General features: G+C 51.3%; 15 protein-coding genes. 7 read left to right on the forward strand and 8 right to left on the reverse strand.

The features are described 5' to 3' along the window. Positions 1-12 precede the first annotated feature (12 nt). Both traL and Q9R34_RS17705 read right to left on the reverse strand, forming a co-directional pair. Positions 13-309 carry a type IV conjugative transfer system protein TraL gene (traL, locus tag Q9R34_RS17700; RefSeq protein WP_039390120.1) on the reverse strand — a complete coding sequence of 99 codons (297 nt, stop codon included), beginning with the start codon at positions 307-309 and terminating at the stop codon, positions 13-15. A 9-nt stretch (positions 310-318) separates the two neighbouring features. Continuing rightward, entirely contained in the window at positions 319-648 is a 330-nt protein-coding gene (locus tag Q9R34_RS17705) for a type IV conjugative transfer system pilin TraA (RefSeq protein ID WP_039390122.1), read from the reverse strand. A 283-nt stretch (positions 649-931) separates the two neighbouring features. On the opposite strand from Q9R34_RS17705, the gene Q9R34_RS17710 reads away from it, so the two are divergent. Next, positions 932-2,257, forward strand: coding sequence for a hypothetical protein (locus tag Q9R34_RS17710; RefSeq protein ID WP_485895408.1), 1,326 nt, complete (start codon positions 932-934; stop codon positions 2,255-2,257). A gap of 49 nt (positions 2,258-2,306) precedes the next feature. On the opposite strand, the gene Q9R34_RS17715 is transcribed toward Q9R34_RS17710, so the two are convergent. Next, a complete protein-coding gene (locus tag Q9R34_RS17715) occupies positions 2,307-2,708 on the reverse strand; it encodes a relaxosome protein TraM (RefSeq protein WP_485895410.1) in 402 nt (133 codons plus the stop codon). A gap of 394 nt (positions 2,709-3,102) precedes the next feature. Between Q9R34_RS17715 and Q9R34_RS17720 the strand changes: the two genes are divergently transcribed. Beyond that, positions 3,103-3,603 carry a lytic transglycosylase domain-containing protein gene (locus Q9R34_RS17720; protein ID WP_485895412.1) on the forward strand — a complete coding sequence of 167 codons (501 nt, stop codon included), beginning with the start codon at positions 3,103-3,105 and terminating at the stop codon, positions 3,601-3,603. Positions 3,604-3,859: 256 nt separating this feature from the next. Here the strand turns inward: Q9R34_RS17720 and Q9R34_RS17725 are convergent, their stop codons facing one another. From Q9R34_RS17725 to Q9R34_RS17745, 5 genes are all read right to left on the reverse strand, one after another. Then, entirely contained in the window at positions 3,860-4,714 is an 855-nt protein-coding gene (locus Q9R34_RS17725; RefSeq protein WP_485895414.1) for an LPD29 domain-containing protein, read from the reverse strand. Positions 4,715-4,778: 64 nt separating this feature from the next. Then, positions 4,779-5,375: a hypothetical protein gene (locus Q9R34_RS17730; RefSeq protein ID WP_485895416.1), complete on the reverse strand. Its 597-nt coding sequence runs from the start codon at positions 5,373-5,375 to the stop codon at positions 4,779-4,781. Between the two features lie 689 nt (positions 5,376-6,064). After that, the gene (locus Q9R34_RS17735; RefSeq protein ID WP_485895418.1) at positions 6,065-7,336 is read right to left on the reverse strand and encodes a hypothetical protein; all 1,272 of its coding nucleotides are present in this window, start codon (positions 7,334-7,336) and stop codon (positions 6,065-6,067) included. A 678-nt stretch (positions 7,337-8,014) separates the two neighbouring features. Then, entirely contained in the window at positions 8,015-8,380 is a 366-nt protein-coding gene (locus tag Q9R34_RS17740; RefSeq protein WP_485895420.1) for a hypothetical protein, read from the reverse strand. Positions 8,381-8,485: 105 nt separating this feature from the next. Further along, on the reverse strand, positions 8,486-10,186 hold the full coding sequence (locus tag Q9R34_RS17745; protein ID WP_485895422.1) for a DUF4942 domain-containing protein: 1,701 nt from the start codon (positions 10,184-10,186) through the stop codon (positions 8,486-8,488). Between the two features lie 705 nt (positions 10,187-10,891). On the opposite strand from Q9R34_RS17745, the gene Q9R34_RS17750 reads away from it, so the two are divergent. The 5 genes from Q9R34_RS17750 to Q9R34_RS17770 all read left to right on the forward strand — a co-directional run bounded on the left by Q9R34_RS17750 (position 10,892) and on the right by Q9R34_RS17770 (position 17,728). Next, entirely contained in the window at positions 10,892-13,579 is a 2,688-nt protein-coding gene (locus Q9R34_RS17750; RefSeq protein ID WP_485895424.1) for a DNA methyltransferase, read from the forward strand. After that, positions 13,579-15,630: a DEAD/DEAH box helicase gene (locus tag Q9R34_RS17755; protein ID WP_485895426.1), complete on the forward strand. Its 2,052-nt coding sequence runs from the start codon at positions 13,579-13,581 to the stop codon at positions 15,628-15,630. The genes Q9R34_RS17750 and Q9R34_RS17755 overlap by 1 nt, the downstream gene beginning before the upstream one ends. Further along, complete coding sequence (locus Q9R34_RS17760; RefSeq protein ID WP_485895428.1) at positions 15,630-16,889, forward strand: GIY-YIG nuclease family protein; 1,260 nt, start codon at positions 15,630-15,632, stop codon at positions 16,887-16,889. Before Q9R34_RS17755 ends, Q9R34_RS17760 begins: the two co-directional genes overlap by 1 nt. A gap of 2 nt (positions 16,890-16,891) precedes the next feature. After that, positions 16,892-17,110: a hypothetical protein gene (locus tag Q9R34_RS17765; RefSeq protein WP_485895430.1), complete on the forward strand. Its 219-nt coding sequence runs from the start codon at positions 16,892-16,894 to the stop codon at positions 17,108-17,110. 216 nt (positions 17,111-17,326) lie between these two features. After that, positions 17,327-17,728 carry a GNAT family N-acetyltransferase gene (locus Q9R34_RS17770; RefSeq protein WP_485895432.1) on the forward strand — a complete coding sequence of 134 codons (402 nt, stop codon included), beginning with the start codon at positions 17,327-17,329 and terminating at the stop codon, positions 17,726-17,728. The last annotated feature ends 27 nt before the right edge of the window (positions 17,729-17,755 follow it).

Genomic DNA, 17,755 nt, shown 5'->3' on the forward strand with positions numbered 1-17,755 from the left:
TCCGGAGGGGGGTCAGGCGACCCAGTGCCGTTTGTAGCTGTCAGGCAGGATGCTGATAAAGAAGCGCATCACTGAGGTGGGCAGGCACCAGTACGCAAGGTTGAGAAGATACTGAGAACCGCGGCCTTTCTTGAGGTGACGTATTCCAACCACGGCGGCTAAAAGCGTGGGGCCAAAAATCCACATGTTGAGGAAAACTGCCAGCAGTGCCAGTGGCACATACAGGCAGAACTCATCAGGTGGCAGCCCCACGAACCGCTTCTGCTCGGAAAACGTAGCCGCATAGGTATACCGGTCACGTTTATCCATAAGCAGACGTTAAGCCGGGATAACGTTGAAGGCGACGTTCACGAAAACCAGCAGCGCGGCGATGCTGCCGAACAGCGCGAGGTTTTTGGTCTTGATGTAGGTGAAGGCGATGAAGGCAATCTCAATCACATAGAGGATATATACCACGGCTGAGTTGCCGCCGAACGTATCCGTAACATCAGTTTTCGCCCCTGCGAAGTAGTCCTGGGCGTGGGCTGGCATCACGGAAACAGCCAGGATCGCCAGTGCTGAGAGCAGCGCAGACTTGTTCAGTTTCTTCCACGCTACCGCCCCTGCCTTGCGGCAGTAGTTTAAAGACGAAGAGAGAGAGCCCTTCATAGGTTTTTTCCTCAGTTAGGGATATAATGATCAGTCGGTTGAACTATCGTTTGTTTCTGCCTGTATGGCCTTAAGTCAAATTTCTGGCTTACCGGTTACTCCTCCTTTACAAATCTGTGGGATTGCTACAGATACTTACGGTTTCTTAACCGGCTGACGTTTTTTTACGCTTCCGGATCGCACACTTCAATTTAAGTTATTGATCTTACTGATCAATTTCACTTATTGTTAAGGTGAGAAATTTCGCTTAAGCTCCTAACCGGTTGAATGAGAATGAAAAATCATGCGTGAAACTGCCGATTTGGTTGTGCTTGTCGCCGATCCGGCGGGCTTTGCGGCTGAGTTTTTTAGGACAAAGCATGAGGCGGCCTTAACTGAACTGCTGAATGACGCCCTTCTGCACTACATGCGTGACCCGGGCTGGTACGAGGTCACCTTCAGAGAAAACCGCTTTTATGCCTGCCAGCTGGTCACCATTCCGCTGCTCGCCTTTATCAAAAACCGCGTCCCGGCCAGACAGCTGCAGGCGGCGGCCGAACGGTCACTGATACAGTTAAGACAATATTCAGATGCAGCCGACCCGGCCGCATGGATAATGGTTAATGCGGATTTGGTAGCTCCTCTTCCCCGTCCCGGCGTAAACCTGTGGCAGGCCCGTAAATTAAAGAACTGCCTTGATAAGGCAGTATTCATCAATCCGGGCGAGACAATTACACCTGAATATAAGCCTGCGCCGCCCGGCGTAAAACCTGCATCTGTACCAAAGAAAAAAAACGCATCGAAAAAGCCTGCTGCAATAAAGTACGGACCCGACGCGGATAAAATAATGGAGCGCGTCATGCTCGGCTGGCGCGTTAAAGATATATGCGAAGAACAGGGGTGCTCTGAATCCTACGTCTATAAGCTGATAAAACAGCGCAAGGGACACTCAGCAATGGATTATCGCTGGAAGCAGTGGGAGCTTATTTCTGGCATGTACCACGCAGAGCCGAAGATGACGCTGGAAGAAATTGAAAAAGCCTGCGGTGTATCACGCGCGGCCATCTATCAGGCCGTCAAAAAAATAGCTGAACGGGACGGAAAAGAAGTTACCCCCCGAGAAAGAGAAAGAAAGCTGACGCCCGATGACGTAGAGGCGATAAAGAAAAAATTAAGCGATGGCGTACTCAGGAAGCATATCCTTGCCGAATACGACATCACTACAGAAACATTGATAAAATACGTCGGCACAAGCGACGACTACAGACCTGTTCCGGAAGAATTAAAAGAATATGCGGTTCGCCTGCGCATTCAGGGAAAAACACTGCAACAGACGGCAGATATTCTCGACGTGACTATATCAACCGTAAAGGATGCGTGGCGTGAAAAGAAAGACTCACCCGACATTCAGGAAAAACGCGTCAAGTACGATAATCGAAACGTACTGTCTAAACGCGACCGCGATCAGGCAGTCAATGCCGTTCTACGGGACGGAATTACCCGTAAGCAGATTTACACGCAGTATGGGATTAACGCGCTTACGCTGCGCCGCTATATCCGTGAAGCGCAGAAGAGAGAGCTGGAAGCACTTCGGGAGAAAGAGGCCGATTCAGACAGTAAGGAAGAATGATTAACCGATGTGCCTGATGCACCAGTGGGATGCATCAGGCCCTGAATAATTATTTAAAGTATTCCTGCAATTTTCCTGCAACACGCTCATTGACGGCCTTCACCCACTCCGGGTCCAGAACCATTTCATTTTTGATGACCTTTCCGGGATCAACTGTTTCTTTTTGAATGCCAAAGATAGCGTCAGTGATAAAGCCACTGACGAGCACATTCTTAGCGATAAACTCCAACTTCTGGTCAAGGGTCTTTTCAGAAGCATCTTTGTTTATTTTATTTTCATAAACGCGAAGGCCGAGCTTGAACATTTCTATCACAAACGCAGATCGGTTAGCAGTATCACGAGACTCACCGTCTTCCAGCTTTTTTTCGACGTGTGCATCAATCTTTTCCAGCAGTGAAAAAGGGATTGTAAGATTGACCCTGTTACGCTTAGCTGAATTTTCATCATTCATATTTTTTCTCTCTTTCATCTTAATTCACGCGGAGGGAGTTCACATCGGACCAGTCAGGACGCAAGGTTTCGGGCATGACTTCTTTGGTAACCATCAGGTAACAACCGGCCTAAATATGCGTAACCATGTGGAAACCAATGGCTTATTTAGCATTTTAACTCACTGATAATATTGAAACAAACCATTAAGTAACCTTTAAAAAACCTTCCGGATTCCACGAGGTTACCAGATGGTAAGTGTGTTACTGTTTAAATATCCCACAATATTTAACTAAGGTTATGATTTAAATAGTTTTATCAGCAAAAATAAATTTGCGAGTGGTGTGTAAAAACCTGACTCTTATGATATTATTGAGCCTGACATCTCCTCCGAACTTTTCAAATCAGGAGCCGCAATGCGTTTATTCACTCACGCTGCAGCCCTGCTGGCGACAGGCATTTTCTCCGCCAGCGTGAATGCGGACTGTTTTATTAAAGCCGGCGAATGGTATTCCATCGATCCGGACTATCTGCGCGCTATCGCCTGGCAGGAGTCCCGCTATAACCCGGGGGCTATTAATACTAACCTGACAAAAGACGGTAAACCCGGCAGCAGTGATTACGGCCTCATGCAGATTAATTCGGAAACGATGCGGCGGCTGAAGAAGGAGTACCCTGGCCTCAGTAAAGAAAAGCTGCTCAGCGATCCGTGCCTGAACATTTATATCGGAGCGATGCTGCTGCGCCGTAATTTCAATCAGTACGGCACAACGTGGCTGGCGGTGGGAATGTACAACGCGGGAATGAAAAACAAGCCTGTCACCGTAACGAACCGCTATAACTATGCGATGCTGATTGATAAACATTACAAGGCCATCAAGTCAGGTAAAATTCCGCGTAAGGCGTTTAACGGCTGAACGGATTTTCATTCAGCTAAAGCGCGCACCTCATCTTACTTTTTCTGTGCCAGTTATCTTTAACTGCTGCACCGCACTTTGCGCACAGAATTACCCGGTGCCGGTTCAATACCGGTAACGGGTAACATGAAGAGTGCGGCGATTTATTATGCGCTGCATATTTACAACCGGCGCCGCCATAAAGTTATCCGTAACCGGTTCAATGCCGGGTACGGATAAAAGGCGATAAAAAAGGAGCCTCGCGGCCCCTTTAGGATCATGCAGTAGTAACTGCCATTGTTTTATTTATTTCGCTCTGTAGGCCTTGACCGTGGCCAAAGTAATCTGGCCGTATACGATACAGATCGCCAGAGTTGTAACGAGCTACTGTTACCTCTTCATCACCAATCAAATGGTCATATTTAACTTTTAGAATCCCGATAGCCTGTTGTTTCATCTCGTCCGAATAATCGCGAAAAACAAAAACGTAGCCCACTCCACCATAAATTTCATTGAAAGGCGAAGAACAGAAAACAGAGATATCCTGCATGCCGTCGAAATAACTGTCACGGTATTTTGCTGTTATCTCTTTAACCTGCTCTTCCGTCGGTCCATCTGTCCATTTCACGCGAACGCTGTCATAACTCCCTTTGCGCACCGAAAATTTTGCGCCCGGGAATTTAGCTTTTAACTCCTTGCGGATGTTGGATGTAACCTGCACCACGCCGTTTTTATCCTGTGAGAGCAACGCATATTCCGGAGCCGTTTTCAGGCGTTCACGTTCAGCTGCATAAAGGCGTTCGGCTTCCTCTTTTTCCTGATGCTTGCGGCGCTCTTCACACTCTGCGTGTTTCACAATGCGCGCCGTATCCTCTCCTTTTTTTATTTCCGGGAATATGCTCCACTGTTTTCTGTGCAGGATACTTTCCGGCAGCCCGCGAGATATTCCGCCGCTCTCAAACGCAATATCAAAGGTGGCATTACCGCCATAAGATACGCAGCCTGAAAGCGACCCGACTGATGCCGGTTTCTGCTCGCCGTGAACGGCGAACACGACGCCCCGCCCGCGATTGTAAAGAACTGTGCTGACAACCTGACCGATAACCACTGTCTGCGCATTGTGCATTTTCATTTCAGTTTTCCTTAAATCAGTTGAGACGAAAAAGCGGCCCGCCCTTCCAGGCCGCGCAACGTTTTCAGAACGGGATCTCGTTCAGGGTGGTATCACCGGCACCGGCAGTTACCTGATTTTTTGGCACCGGATTCAGGGCGTTTTCCAGTGTGATGATCCCGCGCGCGACGTCGCTTGCCTTGTAGAGGTCCAGCCCTGCCGCCATCGCCGCGTCAAAGTTATCGAGAAACTTCTGTACCTCCTCCCTCCGCACCTCTGCGGCCCGGCGCATATACTCCCGGCGCACTTCCTGCCATGAATCCGAGCGGTAAAAAATCTGGCCTCGGCTGGCAACGAGGTAACGCCCCTCGGCGTTTTCGCCCAGGTCATATAGCGCCGTCATGCTCCCGCCCGAACTCGCCAGTCGCGGCAGCGAGGTATGTCCTGCCGCCAGGAGTGCCACGACATCCGCTTCATCAAGCAGCAGCGCGTCCACACCATAGCTGCCGTTTCGTGCCGGGTAGTGCTTCCCCTCTGACGGCGTGACGTTTTTGCCGTCTGCGTTTGTGGTGTGCCAGCGCGTGCGCAGATCGTTTGCGCTTACGCAGATTTTCGGGCCGTTACCCCATGTTTTGGGAGATTCTGGCGTGGCGGTGTTGACGTTGACGTTATGTGTGTTCATGGCAGTGCTCCTGTGCGTGTGAGGTTTCATGTTTCGGTCGATCCAGTCGCGGCAAAGGGCAAAGGAGCAATGGCAGGCAGCAGACACAAGGGCGCCGCAGGCGTGCACTTCACCCTTGTGTCTGATGAATGACGGTGCTACGACAAGCCCTCCGCGCCTGGAATGACCGGAACAGCCTCACCTGACGGGGAAGCGGGCATGAACACACCCCGGACGGCGTTTCGCCGGTCCGGTCCTCAGCGGCCACGTCTTTATGTGGCCAGTGAACGCGCCGGCGCCAGCCGGCTGCAGGGGTTGACCTGGCCGTTCGCCATCAGACCCTAGCCGTCAGGCCCGGAACGCTACGCGGTCCGGCGGAGCTTACCGGCACAGCCGGTTAGCGCAGTGGGGCTGACGACCCGGCAACGCCGGGGAGCCGGAGGGGGCCATCAGGCTGTTTATGCCGTTGACCTTTATGGACAGGAAACCGGAGAAGCAGCTGCATCACAGCAGGACGGAGAGCAGCAGGAAGCAGAGAGAGAAGACCGTGAGACAGCATCCCGGAGAGAGAAAGCGCAGGCGAAGGGAGAGAGACGGTGCGTCAGCACCGTCTTTTTCCGGCCCGCAGGGCCGCCCGCTTTTCTGGCGCGCTCAAAGCGGGCAGGATTTCTCCCGCCCCACTCTGTAGCCTGCCGGTATGAATTGCGATGTCAGCAGTCGTGATAATATTCAGTCAGGCGTGATTTAAGTGCGCCCCGTACGCCTGACCAGATTTCCTCCCCGTTTTCCCCGAACAGCTCCAGCACCATTTCTTTTGTCAGCAGCCAGGCAGCGATCACCGCAGCGGGAATTTTCGGACGTGGCGTTGACCAGTCAGTGACGGCGCGGCTTACGTGATCGGCAATACTCAGCGCAAGCCCGTGTATCAGCTCGTAACGCTCATTCTTTGATGCCGGGCAGCTGCGATCGCTCAGGCTGACCAGAAACGTCATGTCGTTCGCCATGAATTTGGAAAGCCCGCGAGTGTTCAGCCTGTCGCCCCACGTTTTACGCGCCGGACGGACAAAAGCTGCCAGCGCGTCCATCACGTCAGGATGTCCCTGCCAGGCGCTATCGACTACGCCCGCCTGCGTTGCCTCCGCCTTCGCCCGCAGCTGCTTCGCCGTTGAAAAGTTATCCCAGCTGCTTTCAAGCGCCGCTTCGCGCAACAGCGCGTCTCTTTCTGCGGCGAGACGGCTGATTTCTTCCTGACAGGTGACGTGTGCATTCCATTCAAGGCTTACTGCATTTGCCGTCAGCACCTTACGATTTTTTTCATCGCTGATGATGATTGTGCGTGGCGAAAAGCTTACCGGTCCCATATCCCGGCCAAAATCGCTGTCCCAGTAGCTTTCTCCCGGCTCACGCGGTTCCCACTCATCCTCAAGCCATGCTGCTGCGGCAATCTGCATAGCTTCCGCCACCGTCCAGGCGCGCCCCAGATGAATGTTCCCTTCCCGCCAGTATGTGCCATAGACCGGATCATCCTCTGGATATTCCATCTGCCCATATGCAATGACGTTAAACGGCTTCAGACTCTCCAGAATTTCCGCCAGGCACTGCGCTTTCTTTTCTGACGCTGCTGCCTGGTACTCCTGCAACGTGGGTAGCGCGTCAGGAGATACAGACGGGTCAATATCAGTGATGAGAGCATCTACCGCATGCACTATTTCGTAGACTGCCGGTGAGTTTATGGCGCCCATTGCTTCCAGCCGCTTGATCCGGTCATGTGCGATCACTGGGATGCACATGGCTTCATGTAAATCCTCATCCCCGATGTCCAGACAATCCAGGGCAATGTCAGCCATCATGTCGCCTTCAAGCTGTGCCAGCTCAGCAAGCGCAGCTGTTTTACGCGTGAAGTAAACAGATTCAGGGGTTTTAACCCATGTTTTGGGAGATTCTGGCGTGGCGGTGTTGACGTTGATGTTATGTGTGTTCATGGCAGTTCTCCTGTGCGTGTGAGGTTTCATGTTTCGGTCGATCCAGTCGCGGCAAAGGGCAAAGGAGCAACGGCAGGCAGCAGACACAAGGGCGCCGCAGGCGTGCACTTCACCCTTGTGTCTGATGAATGACGGTGCTACGACAAGCCCTCCGCGCCTGGAATGACCGGAATAGCCTCACCTGACGGGGAAGCGGGCATGAACACACCCCGGACGGCGTTTCGCCGGTCCGGTCCTCAGCGGCCACGTCTTTATGTGGCCAGTGAACGCGCCGGCGCCAGCCGGCTGCAGGGGTTGACCTGGCCGTTCGCCATCAGACCCTAGCCGTCAGGCCCGGAACGCCTCGCGGTCCGGCGGAGCTTACCGGCACAGCCGGTTAGCGCAGTGGGGCTGACGACCCGGCAACGCCGGGGAGCCGGAGGGGGCCATCAGGCTGTTTATGCCGTTGACTTTCAGGAACATGAAGCCGGAGAAGCAGCTGCAGCACAGCAGCAGAACAAATAGCAGCAGGAAGCAGAGAGAGAAGACCATGAGACAGCGTCCCGGAGAGAGAAAGCGCAGGCGAAGGGAGAGAGCCGGTGCGTCAGCACCGGTTTTCCCCGGCCCGCAGGGCCGCCCGCTTTTAAAGCCGCGGCTGAAGCAGCTGCAGGGCCATTGCCAGCCCCGCGCTTAGTGCTTTTAACATTCGTCCAGCTCAGCCTGATAATGCATTTCCGCAGAACTGACCAGCGACGCAAATGTTACGTTTTCGTCCGTTATGCCCTCCTGTTCACACAGGTGCATCAGGTTAGCTATCAGATCCTGCACGGCTGTTAACGCCTCATCTCCGCGACCGTCCAGCCCGGTGCGTCTGGCAAAGACCCACAGCGCCTCGGCGGCCACCGTTGCCCGGTCCGTATTGCCCCAGATAAGCGCCGGTCGCTCAGTTCCCGCAGCCGTTGCGGCAATCTCTTCGATAACGTCCATTCGCACCGGCTCATGCGTCCCGGTTAATTCCGGATTTACTGTCTGATTATCCAGTGTTAAGGTTTGCGCTGTAGACACATTGATCTCCTGTTCTGTGGTCAGTGTTTCTCTGATGCCCCGGCTTCGTCGCAGATACCAGGGGCGGAATCTGGCAGGGTTAACACCCTGCCTTTTTTCTGTCTGTTATTCTGGCTTGTACGCCATGAGTCGCACCACGCGTACCCCCGTCCCTGCAAACATGCCTTCCATAGGTTCAGACCAGCTGCAGTCCCAGCCCGGCAGCACGCTTTTTTTATCCATTCCCGCTGGCAGTATCGCCCCCAGGCGGCCGCCCTCTTTTACCAGCGCAGCGGCTGCATTCAGATGCGCCACGGCACGGCCTTCGCTGTAGGGTGGATTCATCACCACGACGTCAAAGCGCTGGCGGGTTTCCTGCGCCCACTGCAGAAAGTCGCCTTCAATTACGGTGTGCCCTTTAGCTTCCAGTACGCGGCAGTGCAGCGGTGAGATTTCCACGCAGGTGGTCGATGTTTTTGGCATCTGGTCGGCGAGTCCGCCCATACCCGCGCTTGGCTCCAGGCAGGTTTCTCCCTCCTGAATGTTCACTTCGTCAAGCAGCTGCGTAGCAAGCGCCTGGGTTGTCGGGTAAAACTGGTGCGTTTTCTGATCCGGTAGTGCGCCGCTCAGCTGAATATCCTGAATTGCCGCGGTCGGGTCGTAGTCGAACTCAAACCAGGTAAACGCGTTTCTGGCCATCTTCACTCCGCCGATGCTCATCAGCACCTTTTCAGCCTCGGCGCGCACGCCTTTATCGAAGTTCATCAGGTTCTTAAAGCGGCGGTTATTCGGGTTGGTGGTAACCGGCTGCCGTGGCTCTTCCCAGCGGTTACGCTGCTGCGGTTCGGTGCGCTCGATCTCCAGCTCGCTGAGTTCACTCAGCACGCTGAACGGCAGCAGGTTCGACGCCAGGTTAAAGGTCTTCGACTTTGTGCGCGGCTTCTGCCGGTGCTCCGCCGGGATCGCCGCCGGATACAGAAACGCCAGAATGTCATTGAGACGCCAGGCCATATCGGGATGGATTTCAAGATGTGCTGTACCTTTCAGAAAGGCTTTCACGCGCAGCGCGCCCCCGTCGAGGGTCAGCCATTCTCCGGCACGCTTGCGGGCGATCTGCAGAATTTTGTCTGTGGTGCGGTAGCTGGTGGCATCACGGCCCATGAATTTCGCGATTACCTGGCGCAGGTCATCAATGTAGCCGGTGCGATCGTAGTTGTTGCCGCCCCACTCGTCGTACACTCGCGCCATAATCATGCGCTTACCAAATCCCTCCGGGCGGTTGGTGACGTGCTCCCCGGACAGGTTGCGAAAAATGCCGTCTATGCGCTCTGCAAAAAACTTCTCACGCGAGAACAGCAGTTCAGACAACGTGGCGCGGACTGTTTTCTCCTCAAAGTCCGGTGCGGCCATTTCGCGGATCTGCTCATTCCACTCGTTGCGCCGGTCGTTGGGCATGTACTGGTAAACGTCCGTCAGGTCTAGCGCCTCCTGCCAGAATGCTGAATTCAGGGACGCGACCGCGCCCGACACGCTGAACATCTCGCTTACGGAGCGTCCGTAATAGCCCCGGCGGCTGCTCAGATTGCCGCTGATAAAGTGCGCCACCGCAGGCGCGTTTTCACCGCTGGTCACCATGCTGGCGATGGTTTCAATTTTCGCCCGGGTATGCTGATAACGTCCCAGCAGGGAATCAATCAGATCCGACTCTACCGGCGCAAAGAAGCTATCGCCCAGCAGTTCCCCCGCTCCGTCATGATCGCCCTGGTAGTGAAAAAGAGATGATTCTTTAGATTCTGAAGCCGTGGTGTTGACGTTCTGCTGTGACATGTTGTGTCTCCCGTGTGGTTGCATGTGATGTTTCTCCGAGTTCCGTCGCCGTGGGGGCAGAACAGGCGACCGGGCATCAGGCTGAACGCAGGGGGAAACGGCAAAGCCGCAGCCCGAAGGGACCGGGTGCCGCCGTTTAGCGCGCGACCCTTGCGTGAAGACGCCCGGGTGCCAGGTTTTTGCACGGCGAAGGGACCCGGGAAACGAAACAGAATGCGGGAGATGAACAGGGCACGGCCCCGGAACGGCACGCCACGGTGCCGGGCCGGTCCTCAGCGGCCACGTCCTTTTGTGGCCAGTGAACGCGCGGGCGCAAGCCCGCTGCTGGGGTTGACCTTGCCGTTCGCCATCAGACCCTAGCCGAAAGGCCCGGAACGCATCGCGGTCCGGCGGAGCTTACCGGCTTTGCCGGTTAGCGCAGTGGGGCTCGACGACCCGGCAGCGCCGGGGAGCCGAAGGGGGCCATCAGGTTTTTGATACTAACGTCCGCTTTGTGCCAAAAGCGGAAGTAGGCATGTAATGACGAATTCAGGATTCTCCGTAGAACTGCTTATGTAGGACATCTGTAGGATCAAAACGTTATGTGGATAAAACCGAGTTTTAGTATAGAGAGTTTGTTTTTTTAAGCGTAATCTCATTGCTCAAACCGGTATTGAATGTACCTCTCAATTCATAATTAATAAGAATGTCCCAAGGAGTAGTGACATGGCCATCACCCATGCCCGAATCATTGAATCTATGGAACAGGCATGTTCTAACGTTAAACCATCAGAATTTATCTTTGCTTTCCTTGACGCTTATGGCTTTTCAAAAAGTACGATTTCCCGCCTTCGCAGGAGTGACGATACAAGAAACGTGGCAACCGGTAATGACATTGCTGTTAAGAAAAAAATTTATTTCTCTGCTGTTGCAACTGGGGAAGACGTTGAAGTTGTTGCTTCGAAGCTGAAAGCTTCGGATGCGGTGGCCAAGAACGATATTCGCTTTGTGATTGCTACCGACTTCACTCGCGTCGTTGCTTTCGACCTTACAGCTGAAGAGCGCCTTGATGTTTCTATGACCGAGCTGCATAAGGCTTATGCTTTCTTTCTACCTTTAGCCGGTTACGAAAAAGCTGTCATGCATAGCGAGCACCCAGCTGACGTTAAAGCGTCAGAAAAAATGGGTGAATTGTTCGATCTTATCCGCGAGCGTAATGACCTCTCAAAGCCAGCAGACATTCATGCACTCAACGTGTTCTTAACTCGCCTTCTGTTCTGTTTTTACGCAGATGACACTGGCATTTTTGAACGCAACCAGCTGGCTAATGCTATTCAGTCATACACGAAAGAAGATGGCTCAGATGTAGACCAGTTCTTTACTGAGCTCTTTGCCGTATTGAACCTGAAATCGAATGAACCTAAACGTCAAAGCCTGCCTAATCATTTCCAGGCGTTTCCATACGTCAACGGTGGTTTGTTCAAGGCTGATGAGTTAATTCCAGAGTTTGGCCGCAAAGCGCGCCGCATCCTGATTGACTGCGGTTCAATGAACTGGTCTGAAATCAACCCAGACATTTTTGGTTCGATGTTCCAAGCTGTAATTGACGAAAACCAGCGTGGAAATCTTGGACAGCATTACACATCCGTTTCGAACATCATGAGGGTTATTCAGCCGCTTTTTCTAGACAAGCTGTATGCTGAGCTTGAGAAGGCGCGTAAGAGCGAACGTAAGTTGACCGAGCTGCATGTCCGTATCCAGAAGATCAAAATTTTCGACCCTGCATGTGGTTCAGGTAACTTTCTCATCATCGCTTACAGGGAATTACGTAAGCTGGAGATGGAAATCGTGCGCGCCATGCGTGAATTAGACCCGCAATCAATTCATCTGCCTAATCTTTCTCTTTCCAACCTATATGGCATTGAGATTGACGATTTTGCATGCGAAATCGCCCGTCTTTCACTCTGGCTGACTGAGCACCAACTGAATAGTCAATGGGAAAAAGAATTTGGTTATGCACCACCAGCATTGCCATTGCGTGATAGCGGCAAGATCCATCATGAAAATAGTCTCCAAGTTGATTGGCAAATAGTTTGCAATAAAAGTGCTGACGATGAAGTTTATTTAATTGGAAACCCTCCATTCTTAGGAACGACTGGAAGATCCGAAGCTCAAAAATCTGATATGCTAGAAACATTTAAAGGCTTCAAAGCTCTTGGTTATCTTGATTATGTTGCATCATGGTTTTGGAAGGGTGCCCAATATATCAAGAATTCGAAAGCAGAAATGGCTTTAGTTTCTACAAATTCGATTTGTCAAGGCGAACAGGTTTCTACGCTCTGGGAGCCAATATTCACAGCTGGCCTTAATATTCATTTTGCATATCCAACATTCTCTTGGGCAAATAATGCTAGAGATAAAGCAGCTGTCCATGTCATTATTATTGGCCTATCTTCGACTGCAAAATCTCGTCGATTGTTTCAAAATGTTGATGGGGAGTGGCATAGTAAAATAGTAACTAACATAAGCCCTTATCTTGTTGAAGGTGGCAATGTAGTTATTAAGCCTATACCTAAACCTTTTTTCAAAGAAATCCCACCATTGCTATTTGGTAACAAACCAACCGATGGGGGAAATTTGTTCCTTGATCGTAATGAGATGGAAGCACTGATCAAAGCTGAACCAAAATCTAAGAGGTGGATTAAAAAAGCCCTTGGCGCTGCTGAGTTTCTCAATGGAAAAGAACGCTGGACTCTTTGGCTGCGAGATGCCACAAAGGAAGATCTAAATGAAATACCTGAAATTACAAGAAGAATCAATCTTATCCGCGATCTTCGCATTAAGGCTGGGCATGCTGCGGCATTAAAAATGGCTGAGAAACCCCATTTATATATGCAGATTAGTCAGCCTAAGTCAGGTAACTATATCTTAATTCCTGCTGTGTCATCTGAAAGACGAAACTATATCCCAATGGGATTCTTTGACACGGATACCATTGCTACAAATGCCAATTATATTATTCCCGGCGGTTCACTTTATGAATTCGGCATTCTTATGTCGTTAATGCACAATGATTGGATGCGTCTTGTAGCCGGCAGACTGAAAAGTGATTATCGCTATTCTTCGTCGGTTGTTTATAACACATTCCCTTGGCCAATAGTTGATTATGAACAAACTAAGAACATCGAATCTCTTGCCGAGGAAGTTTTGATGGTTCGTGAAGATTACCCTGGAAAAAATTTGGCCGAACTTTATGATCCAGAAAAAATGCCAGAAACCTTGCGCAAGGCCCATAAGGCTTTGGATCGTGCAGTAGATAAATTATATCGAGACAAACCTTTCCTAGATGCTGCTGAGCGGCAGTCGCATCTGATTACATGTTATGGAAACCTCATTACTGAAGGGTCAAAATAATGACGGACTTATTGACAGTTAATTATAAGCAGACCGGCAAAAGCTCTAATCTGAACAGCATGGGCATGCGTGAGATGCAGGCTCGTGCCTTTGAGGCTCGCAATGCACAATACCTTCTGTTGAAAGCACCACCAGCATCAGGTAAATCCCGCGCGCTGATGTTCCTGGGACTGGATAAGCTCCATAACCAGGGAGTGAAAAAGGTCATCGTGGCTGTGCCTGAGATGAGCATTGGCGGCTCGTTCAGAGACACTGACCTGAAAAGCGGCGGTTTCTTTGCTAACTGGACCGTGTTGCCGAGCAATAACCTGTGTATTCCAGGCAGCGAAAGCCAAAAGGTTTCAGCGTTCGTCAACTTCATGCATGACCCATCAGCCCAAACGCTGGTCTGTACCCATGCCACATTGCGCTTTGCCTTCCAGCAGCTTTCGCCATCTGATTTTGATGGCATGTTGCTGGCCATCGACGAATTCCACCATGCATCAGCCGGTGAAGAAAACCGTTTAGGCGCGATGATTGATAGTCTTATGGCCGAATCCACCGCTCACATCGTGGCAATGACTGGATCGTACTTCCGTGGTGATGCTGTCCCTATCCTGCTGCCCGAGGATGAAGAGAAGTTCACTCAGGTGACGTATTCGTACTATGAGCAGCTGAACGGCTATCAATACCTGAAATCCCTAGGCATTGGATACCACTTCTACACGGGACGCTATTTTGACGCGATCCACGAAGTGCTCGATACCTCAAAGAAAACGATCATCCACATCCCTAATGTGAATTCGATCGAGTCCACAAAGGATAAGTATTCAGAAGTCGATTACATCCTGGACGCTATCGGGAAGGTCCTTTCTAAGGATATGCAGACCGGCATCATCACCGTTCAGGATAAGACTGGCCGACTGCTTAAGGTTGCTGACCTGGTTGATGATAATCCGTTGCGCCTTGAGGTTCAGAACTACCTTCGTAATGTGAAGCATCGCGATGATATGGACATCATCATTGCCCTGGGCATGGCGAAAGAAGGGTTCGACTGGCCTTGGTGTGAGCACGTTCTGACTATCGGCTATCGCTCTTCGCTTACGGAAATCATTCAGATCATTGGCCGCGCCACTCGCGACTCTGAAGGCAAATCGCATGCGCAGTTCACCAACCTGATTGCCCAGCCAGACGCTGAAGACGATGACGTTAAGGTCTCTGTGAACAACATGCTTAAAGCGATCACCGTTTCACTGTTGATGGAGCAAGTGCTGGCACCTTCCATCACCTTTAAGCCTCGCTCACGCATGATGCCTGATGAACAGGCCGCGCCTGGTACGGTTGTTATCGATGACATCAGCTCGCCGGTATCAGACAAAGTAATTAAGGCTCTGGAGAACATGGACAACATTAAAGCCGCGATTCTTCAAAAGCCGGAAGTGGTTGCACCCGCAGTGACCAACGACCCTAGCCAGGAAGTGCTGGAACTGGTGGAGATCCCGAAAGTGATCGAGAAGATGTATCCAGATATGGACGCAGACGAAGTTCAGACCGTTGCTGAGGCTGTTCACACGTCGATGGTCGTTCAGTCTACTGGTGGCGTGGTTAACGAGGCAGATTTACCGGCTGGCGCCATTATCATTGACGGGAAAGGCCAGGCCGAGACATTCAAGCCTAAAGCACTGCCAGTCAATAACGGTGAGGTAAAAGGGAATCGCGAGTTCGTTAACATTGGCGGCAAGTTTATCAACATCGAAAATCTCAATGTTGACCTGATCCGCCAGGTTAACCCTTTCCAGGGCGCTTACGAAATTCTGTCTAAAGCGGTGACTACCGATGTTTTGCAAACCATCCAGGACACCGTCACTGGCATGCGATCAACCATGACTGAGGAAGAAGCGATTGTGCTCTGGAAGCACGTACTGGAGTTTCGCCGCGATAAAGGTCGTGAGCCTTCAGTGAAAGCGGCTGATGCCTTTGAGCGTCGCCTGGGTGATGCGCTGTCATTCGTTAAGCGTAAAAAGGCTGAGCAGCTTCAGGCTCAGGCCAAAGCCGCAAATGGTGCTGAGTAATGGCTTTCTCACATCATAAAAACAAGGGCGCTTCGCGCCCTTCCCTGGCCGACATTTTCAGCAGTGATGATGAGTTTGGATTACTGAATGTTGAGGCAAAAAAAAGTAGCTATTCATCTTCACCAGAAATGGCGAAATTTGAAGAAATCAGCGCGTTTGTGGATCAGCACGGCCGCTTACCATCCAGCGACGGTGATTTGCGTGAGAAGCAGCTCACTCGCCGTTTAAGGGGATATCAGCAAAATCATGGCATGCAGCCTTTGCTAATCCCTTTTGACCGTCATGGCTTGCTGCCGAATCTCGCGGAACTTGAAGGCGATTTAGGTGAGACTCATGCTGCCGTGCAGGCTGGCGAAGCAGCAATTGAAGAAGTCACCTCGCTGGATGACATTTTTGCGAGCGAAGCCTTCGCAGAATTTGACTTAGGTGACACCAGTATTCTGAATTCGGTGAATGTTGAATTTAACAAGTCAGCTGATCCCGATGAAGTGGCGCAACGCCGGGTATGCAAAGACTTTTACCAGTTTGAATCAACATTCAATCAGCTGCATGACGATCTCAAGTCTGGAAAGGCAAGCGCCATTCGATTTGTCAAAGGTTCCCAGGTTCAGACTGGTGATGCGTTTATCATGGATGGTGTGATTTGCATTGTTGATGAAATTGGTGAGTATCGCGAAGAAAAAGACGGACGTTATAACCCTCGCTTACGTCTGATTTTTGAAAATGGTACTGAGTCGAATCACCTGCTGCGATCTCTGGCAAAGCGACTTTTCAAAGAGGAAACTGGCCGTCGCATCATCCGGGATGGGGATTCTGTTAGTGAGACATTCAATAACATTACTCACAAAGATAAGCGCTCTGGCCAGATCTACATTGTGACAACAAAAAGTGACAATCCGGTACTGTTGGCAATACCGAACCTCATCAAGATTGGCTATACGGAATTGACCGTAGAGGAACGGACAAAGAACGCGATTAACGATGCGGCGTTTTTAGAGTCTCCGGTCAAAATCCTGGCTTCTATGGAGTGTTACAACCTCAACCCCAATAAGTTTGAGACGCTGATCCACGGGTTTTTGCACTCACAGCGCCTGAAGGTGACGCTCACCGGTAAGAACGGTAAAGCCTATCACCCTAACGAGTGGTTTTCGGTGCCGCTGGATACCGCCCGCGAGGTTGTCAGGCGCATCATTGATGGTTCTATCGTGCATTATCGGATTGATAACACCACTGGCAAGATGGTGATGAAAAAGGGCTGATAATGCCGAAAGTAGAAGTGATGCACATCGGAGGTTTGCAGGGTGAAGTCATCGATCTGGATGATCGTTACGTCGTCGAAATAGCAGGTAAAGAGGCGCAAGGATGCTGCCCTTACTGTGAGGCTATCACACCCTATAAGCACGGGATTAAACAACAGCATTATGTTGATATAGCCCATAACGGAAAGCCTACCGTGTTGCACATTGAGCGTGCGCGCTAGCGCTGCTGGTCTTGCCGGAAAAGCTTCTTTTCGCCTGACCTGCACCCCCGTTGATTAATTCACCTTGATATTAGCAACGTCGCTTCTCGCTCAAAGCGAACCTGGCTTCGTCCATGTCAGCTCTGTGCCGGTAGCTGACGTTCCTTACAGCTTGATACGTTGATTGATAGAGAGTCGGTCATCCAGTTAACGCCGGCACGTAAAAAGGGGTGTCAGATGGATTTAGAAACTGCGCGTTTAAGGCTTGAACCCTTTAATGGCTCATATTACAAGGGTTTGCGGGTGATGGATAACGATTCCGGCGTGATGCGTTGTATCAATAAGGGAATAGTTAAAACACCAGCAGAAACCTGGGAAAGTATCAGGCGTGTACAGGCCCGTTGGGATAAGTACGGGTTTTCGTGGTGGGCTATCAAAGAAAAGGCTTCCGGAGATATTGTTGGCGCAGCATGCCTCCAGCACCTGGCAAACGCGGAGAATGCCCCCTTAGAGATTGGCTGGCGGCTTGTCCCGGAACAGAACGGTAAAGGCTATGCAACAGAAGCGGCTAAAGCGATTATTGATTTCGCAGTAGAGCAGACAGGCACGACGGGTAATGCTCCCAACTTACTGATTTAGTGTATGATGGTGATTTTGAGGTGCTTA

Source organism: Enterobacter sp. BRE11, from assembly GCF_031844285.1.
Taxonomy (GTDB): domain Bacteria; phylum Pseudomonadota; class Gammaproteobacteria; order Enterobacterales; family Enterobacteriaceae; genus Pantoea.